Origin of the sequence: Hymenobacter nitidus, from assembly GCF_020447315.1 — a bacterium.
GTDB lineage: Bacteria > Bacteroidota > Bacteroidia > Cytophagales > Hymenobacteraceae > Hymenobacter > Hymenobacter nitidus.
The window spans coordinates 181,078-199,940 of sequence record NZ_JAJADQ010000002.1; the positions used below are offsets into that span (position 1 = coordinate 181,078).

The window sequence follows — 18,863 nt, forward strand, 5'->3', positions numbered from 1 at the left end:
GAATGAAAGCTTATCTGCAGTTGCGCCTGCGCATCCTGGGCCGGCAGCAGGCCGAGCTGGGGTGGGCACGGCTGCTGTTGCTGAGTGCAGTGCTGCTGACTTTGGGCAAGCTGCTCGAAGTACTGCTACGCCAGCCCGCCGCGCAGTGGGCCGGGCCGGTAGCAGGCCTGCTCATGGTGTGGTCGGGGCATCGGCAGCGGACAGATCTGGGCTTTCTGCAGATTGCCTCGCCCCGGTTTCGGTGGTGGCTGCTGGTGGAGTACGCGCTGTGGCTGCTGCCCATCTGGGGCCTGCTGCTGAGCCTGGGGCACGTAGCCGCGGCCCTGGCAACGGTGGCTGCAGTGCTGCCCGTACCGTTTTTGCCGATACCCCAGGCTGTTGCCCGGCTTCGGCAGCGCCGCAGTCTGCTGCGCAGTGAGGCTTTTGAGTGGGTGAGTGGCTTTCGGCAGCTGGGCGCCTGGTTTTGTTGGCTGGCCGGAATAGGCGCGGCCGTCTGGCAGCAGGCCACGGTAGTGCCCGCCGTGGTGCTGGGGGCCTGGAGCCTGCTCGTCACATATTGCTACACCACGCCCGAGCCCCTGACGATGGTCACCATCTACGGGCGGGGCGCCACGGCCTTTTGGGTGCGCAAGCTGGGGCTGGGTTTGGGGCTTTACCTGCTGACTGCCGCGCCCTTCTTTGTGCTGATGGGCCGCAGCCCGGCTTCGTGGGGTGGCGCCGCTGGCCTGCTGTTGTGGGGGATGCTGGTGGTAAGTATGAGCATCATGGGCAAATACACGTTTTATCCGCAGCCCACGCTCGTGCGCCTCACCCAGGGCGGCGTGGTGGTAGTGGCGCTGCTGCCCCTGCTCAGTGCGCCTTACGCGCCGCTGCTGGTAGCCGCCTTTGGGGGCCTGGTCTGGAAAAGCCGCCACCGCCTAAAACACTACTGGCATGCTTAGTATTCGCGGCCTGGGCAAGGCCTACGGCGACCATCAGGTGCTGCAGCAGGTAGATATGGACCTGCGGCCGGGCTCCATTCACGGGCTGGTGGGGGCAAATGGCGCGGGCAAAACCACGCTCCTGCACTGCCTCTACGGCCTGCTGACCGACTACACGGGCCAGATTCGGGAAACGACCGGCCGGCCCATCCGGGAGCATACCGGCGTGCTGCCCTACGAGCCCTATTTCTACCCCCGGCTCACGGGGCGCGAGTACCTAGAGTTCTGCCTGCAGGCCCGGGGCCGCCTGCTGGTGGATTTCTCGGCCTGGAACAGCCTGCTGGAATTGCCCCTGGACCACTACGCGGAAGAGTACTCGGCGGGCATGAAGAAGAAGCTGGCCCTGCTGGCCTTACTCGTGCAGGACTTTCGCTACCTGGTGCTGGACGAGCCCTTCAATGGGCTGGATATGGGCGCCAATCTGCTGCTGAAGGAAATTCTGCTGCGCCTGCGGGCCCAGGGGCGGGGCATTCTGCTGACCTCGCACATCTTGGGTACCCTCACCGAAACCTGCGACGAGATTACGCTGCTGGCCGGTGGCACCGTGCAGCGCCACTACCACGCCGCCGAGTTCGGGGCTCTCACCACCGATTTGCTCGACCTGCACTATCAGGAAAAAGTTGCCCACCTGGCCCAACTGCTGCCTTCATCCGGCCCGGGTACTAAGGTCTAAGTCTGCTAGAAAGCCAGGTAAAAGTCGCGCAGCAGCTGCCGGAATTCGGGGGAGTAGGCCGCACTATCGGCTTCGTGAATGGGCAGCACCTGGGTTGCGGCCGCCGTGGCTGCGCGGCCAAAGCGGGTGATGTGCCGCAGGGCCTTGCTGCCGGGGCGGTGGTGCAAAGCCAGGCGGGCCGCCGGAAACAAGCCGGCCCTGACAGCTTCCCGCTCGAACTGCTGCATTTCCAGCGGAGGCAACAGCACCGTGAGCTGGCCACTGGGCGTCAGAAAGTCAGCGGCAAATTGGGCTAGCTCGGCAAACGAAAGCGTATCGGAAGCGGTGTGGCGGGCGGTGGTGCGGGCCGCATCGGGGGAGCGGAGGGAGTGGCGGAAAAACGGCGGGTTGCAGAGAATATGGTCGAAGGGCGCGGGAGCTGTGGCCGCAAACTGCGCCAGGCTCAGAGCTTGCACCCGCACCCGGCCGGGCCAGGGGCTTTGGGCCACGTTGCCGGTGGCCTGCCGGGCCGCGTCGGGCGCTATTTCTACAGCCTCGATGCGGGCCGTAGCGTTACGCTGGGCCGCCATCAGCGCCAGCAGGCCGGTGCCGGTACCAATGTCCAGAATGCGGGCGGCAGTGGTTATGTCGGCCGCGGCGCCCAGCACGCAGGCATCGGTGCACACCTTCATGGCGCACTGGTCCTGCTCGATGGTAAACTGCTTGAAGCGGAAATAGGTATTGGCCACTGCGCTGCCGGGCAAATAAGTAGGAGTGAAAAAAGAGCCTAGCGCTGCGCGGAGGCCGGGCGGCTCCAGTCGCGGAGCAGCCGCTGCAGGTCGGCGTATTCTTCCCCGTAGGCACCCTGCAGGGGGAATTTGGAGGGAAACTGCCGGAAGTATACCCCCGCCTGCACGTCGCCGCTCAGGGCGCTGAGCAGCAGGCGGTTGGCCAGCTCAATGCGCTTTTCCTCTTTGAGCGTTGCCGCCGACTCGTATTCCTGCTTCACGCGGGCAATTTCCTCGGGCGTATAGGGCCGCATATCCTTGTTGAGCAAGGACTCATGCCGCACCTGACCCTTCTGAACGTAGAACCGGTCGAGGCGGAAGCGCACGAACTCGTAGGTGAAGTTTTTGCCCGCCGGTAGGTTTTTCAACGACTCCACCGTCAGCGTGTCGTTGCGGAAGCTCAGGCGGCACCGTTCGCGCACGTCCCAGTACTTGAGAATCTTGCGGGGCTGGCAGGTTGAAACGGCAAACTCGGAATAGAACTCCTGGCGCTTGCGCGTTTCCTTGTAGCCGCACACCGACACGACGGGCCCCGCCGAGAAGGCAAACAGCGTATCGGGCACTGAAGAAGCCATGGGTACTTCGGCCGGACAGCTGCACTGCACCGCCGCCCGGATGGGCACGCTCTGGGCCCGGGCCGGCGTGGAGCTTTCCATCTGTTGCTGGCAGGCCGCGGTGGCCAGCGTAGCCAGGAGGGCAGGAGTGAGCAGGGGCTTCATCATACTTGATTTGTACGGCAAGCCGGCCCGGAAAGGCCGGCCGAAGATTAGAAAGAAACGGCCGGCTGCGCTTCCGGCCTGGGCGCAAACCGGCTGATAATCAGGCGGTGTAGGGGCTTTTCAACCAGATAATACAGCCCGATGGAGGCCGCTATGGTCAGCAGAAAAACGAGGGTAAACGACAGCGCGGCCGGTAGCTGCGCGGGCAGCCAGCGGAGCAGATAGTCGTGCCAGAAGCCCATGTGAAGCAGGTAGAAGCAGTAGGAGGCCTTGCCCGCTAGCTGCAGCGGCGCGGAACTCAGCAGCCGTTGCAGCCCGGTGGTTTCGGTGGTCAGGCCCCAGAGCAGCAGCCCGGTGGCGGCGGGCAGCAGCAGGTTGTTCACGGCCACGCCCACGGGCGTATCGATGCTGACTTTGCCGGTATAGAGCTGAATGCCAGTCAGAACCAACAGTAGCAGCAGCAGGCCCAGGCTGCCGGTCCACGTGGTCCGCCGGCCGGAATAGCGCGCCGCCAGCAACGCAAAGGCGGCTCCCAGTAGAAACTCGGTGCTCCGGCCAAAAATGGTAGCTACCAGCATAAAGTGGGCGGCACTGAAGCGCAACCCGCCATCCGACGGCAGCCCGGCATACAGGACCCAGCCCAGCCCAAGCAGCACCAGCGCCACCCCGGCCCAGACGAAGGGCGAAAAGCGGCGACCCAGCCAGAACAGCAGCGGCGCCAGCAGGTAGAAACATTCCTCCACCGTCAACGACCAGGTTTGGGCCACGCCCGTGAAGGCCCAGTCGGCCGCGAAGCCTTTCAATAGGCTGATGTTGACCAGGTACAATTGCAGCGCGTGGTCAGTCAGGTAGAGTTTGCTGAGCAGGAAGGTGAGCGTGGTGACCAGCAAAAACACCGGGTAAATCCGGGCCCAGCGCCGCAGGGCGTACCGGCCCAGCTGCCGCCCGCTGAAGGACTGCTGGTAGTAGCGCCGGCAAATCAGAAAGCCGCTGAGGGTAAAAAAGAGGGAAACCCCGATGTGACCTTCCCGGCACAGGGCGTGCAGCGCCTGCCCGGCCCAGGGCCCACCGGCCACTACCGGCGGAAAATGGAAAAAGAACACGCAATAGGCCGCTACCGCCCGCAGGCCCGTCAGGGCGGGAAAGTAGGAGGCCGGCTTCATTACTGGAGCTGGGCGGCGGCTTCGTAGCCGGCATCGATGAGCAGGGGGCCGTGCACGGCGCTGCGCACGGCCAGCGCATCGCACCGCTCGTTTTCGGGGTGGCCGTTGTGGCCCCGCACCCAGCGGAACTGCACCTTGCGCTGCTTATAGATTTTGAGGAAGCGCCGCCACAGGTCCTCGTTGGCTTTCTTGCCAAAATCAGCCTTGGCGGCCCAGCCGAACACCCATTTTTTCTCCACCGCATCCACCACGTACTTCGAGTCGGTCGTGACGGTAATCGGAATTTCGGGGCGCGTCACGGCTTCCAGGCCCACAATGACGGCCAGCAGCTCCATGCGGTTGTTGGTGGTGAGGCGGAAGCCCTGGGTGAGTTCCTTTTCGTGGGGGCCGTAGCGCAGAATAGCGCCGTAGCCGCCCGGGCCGGGGTTGCCGCGCGACGAGCCGTCGGTGAAGAGTTGAATCAAGGGGAAAGTGGAAGTTAACGGAACGTCATGCTGAGCGGAGTCGAAGCATCTCTACTGATTCATCTGGCTCCCCCTCTCCTTTTTCGGAGAGGGGGCCGGGGGGTGAGGCGCAACGAAGCGGGAGAGATGCTTCGGCAAGCTCAGCGTGACACACGACTTTGATTATCAGAAATTACTTTTAAACAGCTTGATGGCAATGGCCAGCAGAATCACGCCGAACACGCGGCGCAGAATATCCTCGCCGGCCTTGCCCAGCTTGCGCTCAATCCAGGCCGAGCTTTTGAGCACGATGAACACAAATACCAGGTTCAGGGCAATGCCCACCAGCACGTTGGGCAGGGAGTAGGCGGCCCGCAGGGAAAGCAGGGTCGTCATGGTGCCGGCCCCCACGATGATGGGAAAGGCCAGGGGCACGATAGAGCCGGTGCGGGTGGTCGGGTCGTTTTTGAACAGCTCAATACCCAGAATCATCTCCATGCCGATGAGGAAGATGATGATGGCGCCGGCCAGGGCAAACGACTGGTAGTCGACCCCGAACAACGACAAGATGCTCTGGCCCAGAAACAGGAACACCACCATCAGCACGCCCGCCACCAAGGTGGCCTTCTCGGAGTGAATCTTGCCCTCGCGCTGCCGGATCTGGATGATAATCGGGATGGAGCCCAGAATATCAATGACCGCAAACAGGGTAAGCGTAACCGAGAAGATTTCCTTGAGAGAAAACATAGGTGAATGGGAGAATGATTGAATGAAAGAATGAAAGAATGGAGGGGGAATCAAGTGTTGTGGTCATTTAACCATTCCCCCATTCATCCATTCAACCATTGGCTAGGCGAATTCGCGGGCGAAAAACTGGACCAGCTGCTCGTAGGCCACATCGGGAATGGCCGGGAAGTTGGCAATGCGCAACGAGTTCGACTTCCAGCTGCCGTAGCCGTTGCCCAGCTGCAGGCCCTGGGCCAGGGCGCGGCGCTTCACGTCGTCAATCAGCGCGGGCGGGCCCTGCAGACCGATGACGGTGGTGGAGCGGGTTTCCGGGTTCGTCACCAGCGGGGTGAGCTGGGTGGCTTGGTCGAAGTAGTCGTAGAGCTTGGTGGCGCGGTCGAGCAGGTGCTGGTGCACAGCCTTGATGGGCTCCCGGTCCGTCAGCACCCGGCTGAGCAGGTAGATACCCAGCACGTTGGGCGTGTGGGTGGTCTGGAAGTTGAGCATCTTCTCGTACTGGGCCACCAGGCTGTTGTAGTGGCTCCGCTCGTTGAACTGGCGGAAGCGCGCCACTGCCCGCGGCGACAACACCATGATGCCCAGGCCGGCTGGCATGCCGAAGCACTTTTGCACCGAGCCGTACCAGATGTCGGCCTTAATATACTTGAGCTGAATGCCGCCCAGCGAAGACGTGGCATCCACGGCCAGCAGGGCATTGCCCAGGCGGTTATACAGGTTCAGAATGAAGCCGTCGCGCAGCTGGGTAGCGTTGGACGTCTCGTTCTGCGTCACGCAGACCAGGTCCACCGAGTCGTCGGGCAGGGGTAGGGTGTAGACTTCGGGCAGCTCGTCGATGCCGAACTGCTGGCCGACGCTGTTGGGGCGCAGGGCCTTGGCGTACTCAAACCACTTTTCGCCAAAGGCGCCGCTGTACAGGTGAAAGCTCTTGTTGGGCGTCAGGCTCTGGGCCAGCACTTCCCAGCACTCGGTGGCCGAGCTCAGGAAGTACACGGTGTAGTCCTGGGGGATGTTGAGCTTGGTTTTCAGGTCGGCCACGGTCTGGCGCATCAGGCCCGTAAACCGCTCGCCGCGGTGCGGGGCCGAGAGCCAGCCCTCGTCGAAAGCATCCTGCAGATAGCCGCGCAACTCAGGATACACCTGCGACGGGCCGGGGTTGAATGTATACATAGGTGGAAAAGGCTAAAGGAAGAGGCGCAAAGGTAGGAAAGGTGAAATGGTGAGGTGGTGAAATTGTGAGTTGTTCGTCTGTGACAAGTCGAGCCAACAGAATAAGCGCGTTAGCATTTCACCTCTCTTTCATCCAGCCAATCAATAACCCATTCCATGTCATCAATGAAAAAGGGAATATGCTCTTGCTTTTCAAGCCACCAGTCAAAGGCTTCCTCTGCGTTGTGGACCAAAACAAAGTATCCCCCTGTATCTCCCTGCGTGTCGTCTACTATTTCGACAATCCACCCAGGGTGCTCTCCCTGAAGAATACGACCTTTCTTTCCAAAGAAGTAAAGCGGTTGATTCATGGCTTAAACGAACAGCATCCTCACACCTTAAACCCCACGCGCTTGGGGCGCAGGCCCTCGAAGTAGTGCAGGGCCAGGCGGTAGCTGTCGAGCTTGAAACCGCTGATGCTGCCGATGCAGTTCTTGCCGATCAGGCTCTTGTGGCGGATTTCCTCGCGGGCGGCCACGTTCGAGAGGTGCACTTCCACGGTGGGCGTGTTGATGGCGGCCAGCGCGTCGGCCAGGGCCAGGCTGGTGTGGGTGTAGGCGCCGGCGTTGAGCACGATGCCGTGGTAGGTGAAGCCTACCTCGTGAATCTTGTCGATCAGCTCGCCTTCGTGGTTGCTCTGGAAGTACTCCAGCGTAAAATCGGGGAAGGCCTCGCGCAGCTCGGGCAGGTACTCGTCGAAGGAGCGGGTGCCGTAGATGCCCGGCTCGCGGCGGCCCAGCAGGTTCAGGTTGGGGCCGTTGATAATCAGGATTTGCATAGTAGGGGTTGTGGTAGCGTGGGGCTCAAAGATAGAGAACTGTCATCCTGAGCCCAGCGAAGGACCTTATGGGCTGCGAACGGCCAAGATGCGGAAGCCAATTCAACTGCCCCTCATGTCGAGCAGGACGGTATACCACATTGCACGCGAGCTGTCTCGCTCTGCTCGACATGACGGGCTGGTCGTTTACGCTGCTTCACTGCGTTCGGGATGACAGAACTGTATCTTTGCCTTCCGCTTCTTTCACCACCTTTCCTTGTTCATGTCCACCTGGTCTATCAGCATCAAGCAGTTCGAAGGCTACCTCCAGCTGGAAAAGTCGCTTTCCGCCAACACGGTGGAAGCCTACGTGCGCGACATTGGCAAGCTGCGCCAGTACCTGGAAATTTCCAAGCTGCCCGCCAGCCCGGCCCAGGTTACGACCCGCATCCTGCGCGACTTTCTGGCCTGGCTCGGCGAGCTGGGCATGAGCGCCACCTCCCAGGCCCGCACCCTGTCGGGCATCAAGGCCTTCTATAGCTACCTGATTATGGAGGATTTGCTCACGCTGGACCCGACCGACACGCTGGAAGCGCCCAAAGTGGGCCGCAAGCTGCCCGATACGCTCAGCTACGAGGAAATCACGCAGGTGCTGGAGGCCGTGGACCTGAGCACCAACGAAGGCACCCGCAACCGCGCCATCCTCGAAACGCTCTATTCCTCGGGCCTGCGCGTGTCGGAGCTAACGGAGCTGCGCTTGTCCAACCTCTACGCCGACCAGGGCTTCGTACGCGTGACGGGCAAAGGCAACAAGGAGCGCCTGGTGCCCATCGGGCGCGACGCGCTGAAGCACATCGGCTTCTACATCAGCGGGGTGCGCTGCCACCTCGACATTCAGCCCGGCCACGAAGACTTCGTGTTTCTGAACCGGCGCGGCTCCAAGTTGTCCCGCATCATGATTTTCAACATCATCAAGGACGTGGTGGAAAAGGCCGGCGTGCCGAAAGTGGTAAGCCCGCACACCTTCCGCCACAGCTTTGCCACCCACCTCATCGAAGGCGGCGCCGACCTACGGGCCGTGCAGGAAATGCTGGGCCACGAGAGTATTACTACCACCGAAATCTACACCCACCTCGACCGGGACTACCTGCGCCAGATTATCACCGAGTTTCACCCCCGCAGCTGAAAAGCCGCTGCTGCAGAAATACTGCTTCAGGTAAGGCGCAAAAGCCGGTGAAAAATCTTTGGCAGGGAAGGAGCGAGGCCAGTGCTTATTTTTGCGGCTTGCTCTCCACTCCCATGCGTCTTTCTTCCCGGGCAACCCATCCGCTGGGCTGGGCTCTGCTGGCCCTGTTGCTGTTTCTGCTGCCGTTTGCCCTGCTGCGCGAGCAAAGCTACGTCACCATCGACGACAACCTCGACGCGGAGCTGTCGATTCCCTACCTGCTCACCCGGCACCAGCTGGCCCTTGACTACCGGGCCGGGGCCGTGGTACTTCCCATTATGAACGGGCTGCCGCGCAATGCTTTGCGACCCGGGCTGAGCATCACGGTGCTGTTATTCGGCCTTTTCGAGCCGCTGCCGGCTTACCTGGTGCAGCAGGCCCTGCTGCGGGTGCTGGCCCTGCTGGGCATGTACGCGCTGCTCCGGCGGCATGTGCTGCCGGCGCCCCGGGCGCGGGCCGTAGCAGCCGGGCTAAGCCTGGCCTGGGCCGTGTTGCCCTTCTACTCGATGTACGGCCTCACGGTGCTGGGCCAGCCCTGGCTGCTCTATGCTTTCCTGAACCTGCGCCGGGGCCCGGGCCGCTGGCCCGACTGGCTGCTGATTGCCGCCTTCCCGTTCTGGTCGATGTTCGTGTTCGTGGGGCCGTTTGTGGTGGTGGGCATCGGAACCCTGTTGCTCTCCGATGTGGTGCGGGGCCGCCGCTGGTCGTGGCCGGTGGTGGGCGGCCTGGGGCTGCTGGTAGGCCTGTATCTGGTCGTCGAATATCCGCTGGTATATTCCCTGCTGGTCGCCAGGCAGTTCGTGCCCCACCGCCTGGAGTTTGATCTGAGCCGCCTCTCACCCCAGGGAGTAGGGGCGGGGCTACAGTCGGCGGCACAGTACTTTTTCATGGGGCAATACCACGCCAGCCGGTTTTTTCACGGCGTGGCGCTGCTGGCCGGGCTGTGGGCTTTCCGGCGGCCGGCCGGGCCCGGGCAGGTGCCGCGTTCCGCCATTGGGAGCGTGCTGGCAGTGCTGGTCGGTCTGGCGCTGTTCTGTGGATTCTACCCCCAACTCGTCGGGCAGGTGCAGGATCTGGTGCCGGCCCTGCGCACGTTCAATTTGAGTCGGTTTCACTTTCTGACGCCGCTGCTGTGGTTTGTGCTGCTGGCCTGGGGACTGCAAGCTTTACCTTATGGCAAAGTATCTATGGCTCTGGTTGTGATGCAGATAGGTGTCGGATTGGCAATGAATGCCGAGTGGCTCAACAACCTGCGGGAGCTGGCCAGGCGCCCCAAGCCCACCGAGCCCAACTATCAGGCCTACGTGGCGCCGGCCCTCTTCGCCCAGGTTCGCCACGCTATTCAGCAGCAGTCCGGGCAGCGGCCCGCCCAGTACCGCGTGGCCTGCCTGGGTCTGCCGCCGGCCGTGGCCCAGCTCAACGGCTTCTACACTCTGGACAGCTACCAGAACCACTACCCGCTGGCCTACAAACAGGCGTTCCGGCCCATCATTGCCGGCGAGCTGGCCAAGACCCCCGACCTGCAAACCTACTTCGACGCCTGGGGCAACCGCTGCTACCTGTTCTCGGCCGAGCTGGGCAAGAATTTTCGCGTCGGTGCGTTTCCGGAGCGCGTGGTGCAGGATTTTGACTTTAATGCCGTGGCCTTCCGCCAGCTGGGCGGGCGTTACGTGCTGTCTGCCGCCCGGTTAGCCCAGCCTGGGCGCAGCGGTTTGGCCCTGCGCCACGATTTTTCGGCTAGGAACGCGTACTGGCACCTGTATCTTTACGAAGTGCAGCCGTAGCAACCCCACGGCTGCCCGAGCGCCGGCGGGGCCGCAAAACCGCCGAAATTCCCTAGATTTGGCCTTTTAGTGCGTCATAATAATGGCAAAAAATACGTACAAGCAGAATACTCCGGCGGCCCCCGGGCGAGGCAATGAGCCCCGGCCGGTGCGCAACCAGACGCGGCCCGCTCCCGAGCCGGCCCGCGAGCCGCGGCCAAGCGCGCCCAAAGCCGCGGCCAAAGCTCATTCCCGCGGGGTCAAGCTGCCGGCCATCAAGCTGGGCAATCCGTTTGCCTTCCTGCGCGACCGGCGCTTTCAGCTCTTCCTGGGCTTCTTTTTCCTGCTCAGCTCCATCTACCTGACCATTGCCTTTGTCTCATTCGTGTTCACCGGGCACGCCGACCAAAGCGTGGTGGAAGGCTTGAGCACGACTCCCGTGAAGGAGGCCGGGCAGGAGTCGGGCAACTGGCTGGGGCTGGTGGGCGCCATGTTGGCCCAGCTCCTGATTTACAAGGGTTTCGGCGTGGCCGCCTTTGCCGTTATTCCCATCGTGTTCTTCCTGGGCTACAAAATCGTGTTCCGGCGCGCCGAAGTGTCGCTGAGCTACGTGCTGGCCCTGTGCCTGTTCTCGATGGTGTGGCTGAGCATGCTGATGGGCTACATCGTGTTGTCGCTCGAAGCCCCCGACGCCGATGCCAGCCTGGCCCACAGCCTCGATTTCTTGAGCGGTGGCATTGGTTACGAAGCCGCCCTGTGGCTCGACAGCCTCATTGGCTGGGGCACGGTGCTGCTGCTGGCTTTCCTGCTCATCTCCTTCGTGGTGTACTTCTTCAACGTGACCAGCCTGAACCTGCGCCGCAGCGAAACGGAAGAAGCCGACGAGCCAGTAGTAGCCGTTGGCAATCAGCCGTTTGCTTCCGCCGCTAACCACGCTGCCAGCCCCGCCGCTTCTTTTGAGGAAGACGAGGAAGAAGCAGCTCCGGAAATGACTCTGCGCCGCGTGGGGCCGGTGGCCACGCCCGTGGCCGCAACTGCCCGCCCGGTAGCCATCGAACCCGAGCCGAAGCCGGAGTATGAGGAAGATGAAGTAGAAGAGGAAGAATATACTGCGGGCCCGGTTGCCGCTTCGGGGCCGGCCTTCAGCATTGCTGCTCCCGAGCCAGCCCCCGCCGTAGCGGCCGGTGCCGCTGCCGTGGTTATGTCGGTGGCCCCAACGGCGGCGGCCAGCCTGGCCAGTGCTTCCGCCACCGTGGCCGCGGCTGGTGCCGTTGCCAGTCTGCCGAAAGGCCCGAGCTTCTCCTTTGAAACGCCCACCGACCCTGAGCCCCTAAGCATCGCGCCTTCCAGCATTCCGACGCCGTTGTCGATGGCCGACCTGGCCGGGGACGACGATGCGCCGCTGCCGGCCACGCTGCCCCTACCGGCCCCGCGCGAAACGGCCGGTCCGGCCCTGCAGATCGAGAGCAAGCCCGGCGAGCTGGACCCCGCCGCCGGCGCCGACATGGCCGCCATTGCCGACGATGATGAGGATGCGGACATCATGCCCGCCGTCAACTACGACCCCACGCTGGACCTCTCGCGCTACCAGTACCCCACGCTGGAGCTGCTCAACGACTACGGCGTGGCCAAAGCCCAGGTGAGCAAGGAAGAGCTGGAAGCCAACAAGGACCGCATCGTGGAGACGCTGGGGCACTACGGCATCAACATCGCCAGCATCAAGGCCACCATCGGGCCCACCGTGACGCTCTACGAAATCGTGCCCGACGCCGGGGTGCGCATCTCCAAAATCAAGAGCCTGGAAGACGATATTGCCCTGAGCCTGGCCGCGTTGGGTATCCGCATCATAGCGCCTATTCCGGGCAAAGGCACCATCGGTATCGAGGTGCCGAATACCAAGAAGGAAATGGTGAGCATCCGGTCGGTTTTTGCCACCGAGAAGTTCATCAACACCGAAATGGACCTGCCGATTTCCTTCGGCCGCACCATCACCAACGAGGTATTCGTGGTCGATTTGGCCAAAATGCCCCACCTGCTGATGGCCGGGGCCACGGGCCAGGGTAAGTCGGTGGGTTTGAACGTCATTCTGGCCTCGCTGCTGTACAAGCGCCACCCCGCCCAGCTCAAGTTCGTACTCGTCGACCCCAAAAAGGTGGAACTGAGCATCTTCAACAAGATTGAGCGCCACTTTCTGGCCAAGCTGCCCGACACGGAGGAGGCCATCATCACCGACACCAAGAAGGTAGTAAACACGCTCAACTCCCTGTGTATGGAGATGGACAAGCGCTACGATCTGCTGAAGGATGCCGGCTGCCGCAACCTGAAGGAGTACAACCGCAAATTCATCGAGCGGCGCCTCAACCCCAAGAAGGGCCACCGTTTTATGCCCTTCATCGTGCTGGTGATTGACGAGCTGGCCGACCTGATGATGACGGCCGGCAAGGAAGTCGAAACGCCCATTGCCCGCCTGGCCCAGCTGGCCCGCGCCATTGGTATTCACCTGATTGTGGCTACCCAGCGCCCGTCGGTGAACGTTATTACCGGTATCATCAAGGCCAACTTCCCGTGCCGGATTTCCTTCAAGGTAACCTCCAAGATTGATTCGCGTACCATCCTCGACGCCGGCGGCGCCGACCAGCTCGTGGGCCAGGGCGACATGCTGATTTCGCAGGGCTCCGACATCATCCGGGTGCAGTGCGCCTTCATTGATACGCCCGAGGTAGACCGCCTCTGTGACTTTATCGGTGAGCAGCAGGGCTACCCCGATGCCTACCTGCTGCCGGAAGTAGCCGGGGAAAGCGGCGGGGGCAGCGGCGACGCTGAAGACTTCGATGCCGCCTCCCGCGACAGCATGTTTGAGGAAGCCGCCCGCGTGATTGTAACCCACCAGCAGGGCAGCACCTCGCTGCTGCAGCGTCGCCTGAAGCTGGGCTACAACCGCGCCGGCCGCCTGATCGACCAATTGGAGCACGCCGGCATCGTGGGTCCATTTGAAGGCAGCAAGGCCCGGGAGGTATTAATTCCGGACGAATACAGTTTGGAACAGTTGTTGAATAACCTGCCCAAAAGTTAGCTAGCAGTGCGACAAAAGCGGTTCTTTCCGGGTTATTCTTCCAACTAACCGCTTACACCCAGTCGCTCCGCTTTCCTCTAACTCCCTCAAGACACCATCCTTTCCTAATGAAAAAAGTATTCGCCCTGCTCGCCCTTTCGGTTACGATGGCCCACGCGGCCAGCGCCCAGCAGGACCCTAAAGCCGGTAAGATTCTGGATCAAATGAGCGCCAAATATCAGGCGCTGAAGGGCTTCAAGGCCAACTTTACCCAGACCCTGGAGAATGACGCGGCCAAAGTGAAAGAAAACCTGACCGGCGACATCACCGTCAGCGGGCAGAAATTCCGGCTCAAGCTCAACGGCCAGGAGGTCATCAACAACGGCCAGACCATGTGGACCTACATGAAGGCCGAAAACGAGGTGAACATCTCCGATTTCGACCCCGAAGAGCAGGATGTGTCGCCTACCCAGATCTTCACGCTCTACAAGAAAGGCTACAAGTACAGCTACGTCCAGGAAACCAAGGAAGCCGGCGAGGCCTGCGACGTGATTGAGCTGTCGCCCGAAAACAAGGACAATCCGGTTTTCAAAGTGCGCCTGACCGTCAGCAAGGTCGATAAGTCGGTGAAAAGCTGGAAGATGTTCAAGAAGAACGGCAACCGCTACACCTATACCATCCGCAAGTTCCAGCCCAACCCCCCACTGGATGCTACGACCTTCAACTTCGACAAAACGAAGTACAAAGGCGTAAAAGTCATCGACCTGCGCTAAGCTCGTCCGTTACTGCCGAAATGTCCGGCCCGCTTCTGCCTCGCGCAGGGGCGGGCCGGTTTGCGTTTTAGACAATTTCGGGCGGGCTCTTACGGAAACGACGAAGAATAAGTATTTTCCCGACTGAGTTAATTATTCTATCCTATCTGACCCGTTTGCATGAAAGAAGATTTTCTCCACTACATCTGGCAGCATCAGTATTTCGACAAAACAGATTTACAAACTGAGGAAGGGGAGACCATAACCGTGCTGCGGCCTGGGCACCGCAACTCCGATGCCGGCCCCGACTTTCTCGATGCCCGCCTCCAGATCGGGGAGGTGGAGTGGAACGGGCCCGTGGAAATCCATTTGCGGGCCTCCGACTGGCTGCGTCACCAGCACCAGACCGATAAAAAATATGACCAGGTGATTCTGCACGTCGTGTATACCGCTGATAAGAACATTGAGCGCACCAACGGCTCCCTTATTCCTGCCCTGGCCCTAGCGCCCCGCATCGATCTGGCCCTAGTGCATGCCTACGTCAACCTCGTGGAGCAGGAAAGCGCGACGCTGCTGCCGTGTGCCGTGCTGCTGCCCCAGGTGCCCATGATAACGCGCACCATGATGGTGGAACGGGCCCTGCTGGAACGCGTCGAGCAGAAAGCCGATGCCGTGGCTGCGCTGCACGAGCAGCTCGGTGCCGACTGGGAAGCCACGGCCTACCACACCCTGGCCGCTGGCTTTGGCTTCAAGAAAAACACCGAGCCCCTGGCGCGGCTGGCCAAGGCGCTGCCGCTGAGCGTGGTGCGGCGCCACCGCCACGAGGCGCGGCAGCTGGAGGCGTTGGTATTCGGGCAGGCGGGGTTCCTGGCCGAAACCGAGGCTACGGCCGCTGATGAGTACGTTCAGGAGCTGCGGCGCGAGTACGAGTTTCTGCGCCACAAGTACCAACTGGCCGCTGCGGCGCTGCCCGCGCACGAGTGGAATTTTCTGCGCCTGCGGCCCGCCAACTTCCCCACGGTGCGGCTGGCCCAGCTGGTGGCCGTGCTGCACGCCCGGCCGGTATTGTTCAGCCCACTGCTCACTGCCCCCGACGTCCGGACCCTGGAGCATTTCTTCAGCGCGCCGGTGCCGACGTACTGGCGCGGGCATTATCAGCCGGGGCGGCCGGGCAAAGTGCCCGCGCTTGGCCGCAGTAGCCTACATTTGCTTGTTGCCAACGTGGCGGTGCCCCTGCGGGTGGCCTACGCCCGCTACGTGGGGCAGCCCGAACTCATCGAATCTGCCGTGGCCCTGCTCGAACACCTGCCCGCCGAACACAACCATCTAACGGAACTCTACGAAGCCGTCGGCTTCACCCACCAGTCGGCTGCCGACTCGCAGGGGCTGCTGGCCTTGAGCCGGGCGTATTGCCAGTCGCGCCAGTGTCTGCGCTGCTCTATCGGGACCCGGATTCTGCAGCAAAACGTGGTGGTCGGGTGAGAATACTGGTGGCCTTTGTGCTGAACAGCCTCCTGCTGGCCTGGCTTGTGCGCTGGGGGGGGCAGCAATACCGCACGGCTTCATTTGGGCGCTGGCTGCTACCCTTGCTGGGGCTGAAGCTGGTGGCCTGTGGTGTGGCCAGCTACCTGCTCTCCGAGGATGCCGCCTACTACCAGCGCTGGGGCCTGCAGCTGACGGGGCAACTCTGGGACTTGCCCGGCAAATGGCTGCTGACCCTGGCCGGCGACTATTTCTGGCATGGCGGGCAGAGCCTGGAATTTCACGGCTATTCCAACTCGTTTTTCCTGATCAAGCTGCTCTCGGTGCTGAACCTGGCCTCGCTGGGCAGCCTGCTGCTGAACGGGCTATATCTGTCCCTGTTCTGCTTTGTGGGGGGCTGGGAACTGGCCGTTGCCGTCGTCCGCGTGTTTCCGCTGACGCCGCCCGGGGCGCCGGTGGTGGCCTTTCTGCTCTGGCCCACGGTGGTGTACTGGACGGCCGGCCTGACCAAGGAGTGCCTGCTCGTGGGCAGCGGGGCCTGGCTGCTGGCCCTGGCGCTGCGCTGGCTCTACGGGGCCGAAACTCCTCGTTTTACCACGGTAGCCGGAGCCGTTCTGCTGGCTGTTCTACAGTTTAAAATGCGGTTTTTCTTCGCGGCCCCGCTGTTTGCGGCCCTGGCCGGGTTGGCTGTAGTGCGGGTGGGGCAGCAGCTGGGGGTGGGGCGGCAGCGCTGGGTGCAGGTGGTGCTGTTTGCCGCTACGCTCACCCTGGGTGGCTGGGTTGGCAGTGAAATCAGCCCCGTATTCCGCCTCAATAAATTCACCAACCAGCTGATTCGTATCTACTCCGACCTGCAGGCTGGCACGCAGAACCGCCCCCACATCGAGTACGAAAACCTGGCACCCACCCTCGAAAGCGTGCTGCGTAACGCGCCCAAGGCCATTGCCAGCGCCCTGGTGCGGCCCATGCCCTGGGAGCATCCGGCGCCGCTGTACGTAGGCGCGGGCCTCGAAAATCTGCTGCTGCTGGCGGTGCTCGGTACGGCGGCCCTGGCCCTAGGGCGCCGGCAGCCCGGACTCCTGCCGTTTGCGCTGGTCGTGGCGCTGGGGTTTTACTGCCTGGCCCTGGCCGCGCTGCTGGGCCTGAGCACGCCCAACCTGGGCACCCTGAACCGCTACCGCTCGGCGTTGCTGCCCTACCTGTTGCTGCTGGCCCTGCAGAATGAGGTGGCGGCCAGCTGGCTGCGGCGGCTGGGCTTATAAAACGGGCTTTCGGGCACGGCTTTTCTGGTGGGCTTGTTGCAGGCCCGGAGCCGTTGTATCTTTGCGGTTTGGTTTAAAAGCACAACGGCCACCCGGCTTTCATTTGTCTGCATGGAAAATCCTGTCATTATTCTGGGGGCGCAAAGCCTCGGCACCACGGCCCTCGATGCCTTTACCAGCAATGATGTGGTGGTCTACTGTCTGCTCGACGACGATGCCAAGCTTCAGAACTCGGAACTGAACAACGTGGCCGTGATGGGCAACACCGACGACAAGGAGCTGCTCAAGCTGCTGGGCAAGAAGTGCGAAGTGTTTGTAGCCACCGAAGACACGGCCAGCCGCCGCAGCCTGACCAACATGCTGCGCGACGAGTACGAAGTGGTGCCTGTTAATGCCATTCATGCCCGCGCCAGCGTGGCCGAGCACGCCTGGCTGGGCCACGGCAACCTGGTAAGCGCCGGCGCCGTGGTAGCCAGCAACGCCAAGCTGGGCAATGGCTGCCTGATTGGGGCCAACGCCGTGGTGGAAGTAGGAGCCGAGCTGGCCGACTACGTGCAGATCGGAGCCGGGGCCATCATCAACCCCAACGTGAAAGTGGAAGAGCAGGCCTTTATCGGCTCGGGCGCCATCATTGTGGCGGGCGTCAAGATTGGGGCCAAGGCCCGCATCGGGGCCGGCTCGGTGGTCGTGGCCGACGTGCCCGCCAACCAGACCGTGTTTGGCAACCCGGCGGCCAAAGTGTAAGGTTTGAACTTAGCGCCCAGAATTTAGAACTCAGAGTTTCTGCCTAATAGTTCTCTGTATTCATGTCTAGGCTCTCAGTTCTCAGTTCTCAGTTCTACAATATGGATTACCGCGTTTTACTCTACTACTGCTACTCGCCCATCGAAGACCCGGTGGCGTTTCGCGACGAGCATCACCGCCTGTGCCTGCGCCTGAACCTGCTCGGCCGTATCATCGTGGCCCACGAGGGCCTGAACGGAACCGTGTCGGGCCTCGCGGCCGACTGCGAGGAATACATGCGCCTCGTGAAGGCCGATCCGCGCTTCGCGGCCCTGGAGTTCAAGGTAGATGAAGCTGCGGAACATGCGTTTCAGAAGCTGCACGTGCGCGTGAAGCCCGAAATCGTGCATAGCAGCCTGCACCACGTGCGGCCCCACGAAAAAACCGGCCAGCACCTCTCGCCCCAGGAGTTCAAGGAACTCAAGGACCGCGACGACGTGATTGTGGTGGACGTGCGCTCCGACTACGAGTATAATGTGGGCCGCTTCAAGAATGCCGTAACGCTCGACATCGAGAACTTTCGCGACTTTCCCGACCGGGTCGAGCGGCTCAAGGAGTTCAAGGACAAGAAGATCCTGACCTACTGCACCGGCGGCGTAAAGTGCGAAAAAGCCAGTGCCTACCTGTTGGAGCAGGGTTTTGAGAACGTCTACCAGCTCCACGGCGGCATCATCAAATACGGCATTGAAGCCGGCGGGGAGGATTTCGACGGCAAGTGCTATGTGTTCGACAACCGCGTGACGGTAGAGGTGAACCGCGTGAATCCCACGGTCATTGCCCAGTGCCACCACTGCGGCACGGCCTCCGACCGCATGATCAACTGCGCCAATCCGCACTGCAACGCCCACGTGGCCCTGTGCGAAACCTGCGGTGAGCAGCTCGACGGTGCCTGCTCCACCACTTGCCAGACGCACCCCGACAAGCGCCCTTACGACGGTACCGGCACCTACCCGAAGCTGAGCAACAACTACAACCCCGAGCAGGGCCTGCTTTCCTACCGGCCGCCCGGGGCGTAAGGCTCTTCCCATACTGACCGTCAGGCCGGGAAAACGAAAAGGCCGGAAGCTGAGTAGCTAGTTTCCGGCTTCT

Annotated in this window: 18 protein-coding genes; 10 read left to right on the plus strand and 8 right to left on the minus strand. The window is 62.1% G+C overall.

The genetic code is table 11. From position 1 onward, the window contains the following. The first annotated feature begins 2 nt into the window (after window positions 1–2). Window positions 3–941, plus strand: a complete 939-nt coding sequence (locus LGH70_RS04110) for a hypothetical protein (protein WP_226182985.1) — start codon at window positions 3–5, stop codon at window positions 939–941. Next, the gene (locus LGH70_RS04115; RefSeq protein WP_226182987.1) at window positions 934–1,653 is read left to right on the plus strand and encodes an ATP-binding cassette domain-containing protein; all 720 of its coding nucleotides are present in this window, start codon (window positions 934–936) and stop codon (window positions 1,651–1,653) included. Before LGH70_RS04110 ends, LGH70_RS04115 begins: the two co-directional genes overlap by 8 nt. Window positions 1,654–1,658: 5 nt before the next feature. Here LGH70_RS04115 and LGH70_RS04120 read toward each other — a convergent pair whose 3' ends face one another. The 8 genes from LGH70_RS04120 to aroQ all read right to left on the minus strand — a co-directional run bounded on the left by LGH70_RS04120 (window position 1,659) and on the right by aroQ (window position 7,476). Next, complete coding sequence (locus tag LGH70_RS04120) at window positions 1,659–2,381, minus strand: tRNA1(Val) (adenine(37)-N6)-methyltransferase (RefSeq protein WP_226182989.1); 723 nt, start codon at window positions 2,379–2,381, stop codon at window positions 1,659–1,661. Window positions 2,382–2,419: 38 nt separating this feature from the next. Next, window positions 2,420–3,142 carry a hypothetical protein gene (locus tag LGH70_RS04125; RefSeq protein ID WP_226182992.1) on the minus strand — a complete coding sequence of 241 codons (723 nt, stop codon included), beginning with the start codon at window positions 3,140–3,142 and terminating at the stop codon, window positions 2,420–2,422. A 44-nt stretch (window positions 3,143–3,186) separates the two neighbouring features. Continuing rightward, entirely contained in the window at window positions 3,187–4,302 is a 1,116-nt protein-coding gene (locus tag LGH70_RS04130) for an acyltransferase family protein (RefSeq protein WP_226182996.1), read from the minus strand. Next, entirely contained in the window at window positions 4,302–4,766 is a 465-nt protein-coding gene (gene rnhA / locus LGH70_RS04135) for a ribonuclease HI (RefSeq protein WP_226182997.1), read from the minus strand. The genes LGH70_RS04130 and rnhA overlap by 1 nt, the downstream gene beginning before the upstream one ends. Window positions 4,767–4,931: 165 nt before the next feature. Continuing rightward, a complete protein-coding gene (locus LGH70_RS04140) occupies window positions 4,932–5,492 on the minus strand; it encodes a MarC family protein (protein WP_226182999.1) in 561 nt (186 codons plus the stop codon). Window positions 5,493–5,594: 102 nt separating this feature from the next. Continuing rightward, window positions 5,595–6,659 (minus strand): aminotransferase class V-fold PLP-dependent enzyme, encoded by a 1,065-nt coding sequence (locus tag LGH70_RS04145; RefSeq protein WP_226183001.1) that lies wholly within the window; start codon window positions 6,657–6,659, stop codon window positions 5,595–5,597. 110 nt (window positions 6,660–6,769) lie between these two features. Next, entirely contained in the window at window positions 6,770–7,009 is a 240-nt protein-coding gene (locus LGH70_RS04150; RefSeq protein ID WP_226183002.1) for a hypothetical protein, read from the minus strand. A gap of 20 nt (window positions 7,010–7,029) precedes the next feature. Further along, window positions 7,030–7,476 (minus strand): type II 3-dehydroquinate dehydratase, encoded by a 447-nt coding sequence (gene aroQ / locus LGH70_RS04155; RefSeq protein WP_226183004.1) that lies wholly within the window; start codon window positions 7,474–7,476, stop codon window positions 7,030–7,032. A 262-nt stretch (window positions 7,477–7,738) separates the two neighbouring features. On the opposite strand from aroQ, the gene xerD reads away from it, so the two are divergent. The 8 genes from xerD to trhO all read left to right on the plus strand — a co-directional run bounded on the left by xerD (window position 7,739) and on the right by trhO (window position 18,790). Beyond that, window positions 7,739–8,641: a site-specific tyrosine recombinase XerD gene (gene xerD, locus LGH70_RS04160; protein ID WP_226183006.1), complete on the plus strand. Its 903-nt coding sequence runs from the start codon at window positions 7,739–7,741 to the stop codon at window positions 8,639–8,641. A gap of 113 nt (window positions 8,642–8,754) precedes the next feature. After that, window positions 8,755–10,464 (plus strand): DUF6044 family protein, encoded by a 1,710-nt coding sequence (locus LGH70_RS04165; RefSeq protein WP_226183008.1) that lies wholly within the window; start codon window positions 8,755–8,757, stop codon window positions 10,462–10,464. An 82-nt stretch (window positions 10,465–10,546) separates the two neighbouring features. Further along, window positions 10,547–13,516 (plus strand): FtsK/SpoIIIE family DNA translocase, encoded by a 2,970-nt coding sequence (locus tag LGH70_RS04170; protein ID WP_226183009.1) that lies wholly within the window; start codon window positions 10,547–10,549, stop codon window positions 13,514–13,516. 107 nt (window positions 13,517–13,623) lie between these two features. Then, window positions 13,624–14,268, plus strand: coding sequence for an outer membrane lipoprotein periplasmic chaperone LolA1 (gene lolA1, locus LGH70_RS04175; RefSeq protein ID WP_226183011.1), 645 nt, complete (start codon window positions 13,624–13,626; stop codon window positions 14,266–14,268). 159 nt (window positions 14,269–14,427) lie between these two features. Beyond that, a complete protein-coding gene (locus LGH70_RS04180) occupies window positions 14,428–15,729 on the plus strand; it encodes a DUF2851 family protein (protein WP_226183013.1) in 1,302 nt (433 codons plus the stop codon). Between the two features lie 17 nt (window positions 15,730–15,746). Beyond that, window positions 15,747–16,991: a hypothetical protein gene (locus LGH70_RS04185; protein WP_226183015.1), complete on the plus strand. Its 1,245-nt coding sequence runs from the start codon at window positions 15,747–15,749 to the stop codon at window positions 16,989–16,991. A 111-nt stretch (window positions 16,992–17,102) separates the two neighbouring features. After that, the gene (locus LGH70_RS04190) at window positions 17,103–17,735 is read left to right on the plus strand and encodes a NeuD/PglB/VioB family sugar acetyltransferase (protein ID WP_226183017.1); all 633 of its coding nucleotides are present in this window, start codon (window positions 17,103–17,105) and stop codon (window positions 17,733–17,735) included. A 101-nt stretch (window positions 17,736–17,836) separates the two neighbouring features. Then, complete coding sequence (trhO, locus tag LGH70_RS04195; protein WP_226183019.1) at window positions 17,837–18,790, plus strand: oxygen-dependent tRNA uridine(34) hydroxylase TrhO; 954 nt, start codon at window positions 17,837–17,839, stop codon at window positions 18,788–18,790. Window positions 18,791–18,863 lie beyond the last annotated feature (73 nt).

Bases quoted from the DNA above. Each gene is read 5' to 3' on its own strand.
- LGH70_RS04140 (WP_226182999.1), bottom strand. From the start codon at position 5,492: ATGTTTTCTCTCAAGGAAATCTTCTCGGTTACGCTTACCCTGTTTGCG.
- LGH70_RS04110 (WP_226182985.1), top strand. From the start codon at position 3: ATGAAAGCTTATCTGCAGTTGCGCCTGCGCATCCTGGGCCGGCAGCAG.
- trhO (WP_226183019.1), top strand. From the start codon at position 17,837: ATGGATTACCGCGTTTTACTCTACTACTGCTACTCGCCCATCGAAGAC.
- LGH70_RS04130 (WP_226182996.1), bottom strand. From the start codon at position 4,302: ATGAAGCCGGCCTCCTACTTTCCCGCCCTGACGGGCCTGCGGGCGGTA.
- xerD (WP_226183006.1), top strand. From the start codon at position 7,739: ATGTCCACCTGGTCTATCAGCATCAAGCAGTTCGAAGGCTACCTCCAG.
- LGH70_RS04190 (WP_226183017.1), top strand. From the start codon at position 17,103: ATGGAAAATCCTGTCATTATTCTGGGGGCGCAAAGCCTCGGCACCACG.
- LGH70_RS04125 (WP_226182992.1), bottom strand. From the start codon at position 3,142: ATGATGAAGCCCCTGCTCACTCCTGCCCTCCTGGCTACGCTGGCCACC.
- LGH70_RS04115 (WP_226182987.1), top strand. From the start codon at position 934: ATGCTTAGTATTCGCGGCCTGGGCAAGGCCTACGGCGACCATCAGGTG.
- LGH70_RS04145 (WP_226183001.1), bottom strand. From the start codon at position 6,659: ATGTATACATTCAACCCCGGCCCGTCGCAGGTGTATCCTGAGTTGCGC.
- LGH70_RS04170 (WP_226183009.1), top strand. From the start codon at position 10,547: ATGGCAAAAAATACGTACAAGCAGAATACTCCGGCGGCCCCCGGGCGA.
- lolA1 (WP_226183011.1), top strand. From the start codon at position 13,624: ATGAAAAAAGTATTCGCCCTGCTCGCCCTTTCGGTTACGATGGCCCAC.
- LGH70_RS04165 (WP_226183008.1), top strand. From the start codon at position 8,755: ATGCGTCTTTCTTCCCGGGCAACCCATCCGCTGGGCTGGGCTCTGCTG.
- aroQ (WP_226183004.1), bottom strand. From the start codon at position 7,476: ATGCAAATCCTGATTATCAACGGCCCCAACCTGAACCTGCTGGGCCGC.
- LGH70_RS04150 (WP_226183002.1), bottom strand. From the start codon at position 7,009: ATGAATCAACCGCTTTACTTCTTTGGAAAGAAAGGTCGTATTCTTCAG.
- LGH70_RS04180 (WP_226183013.1), top strand. From the start codon at position 14,428: ATGAAAGAAGATTTTCTCCACTACATCTGGCAGCATCAGTATTTCGAC.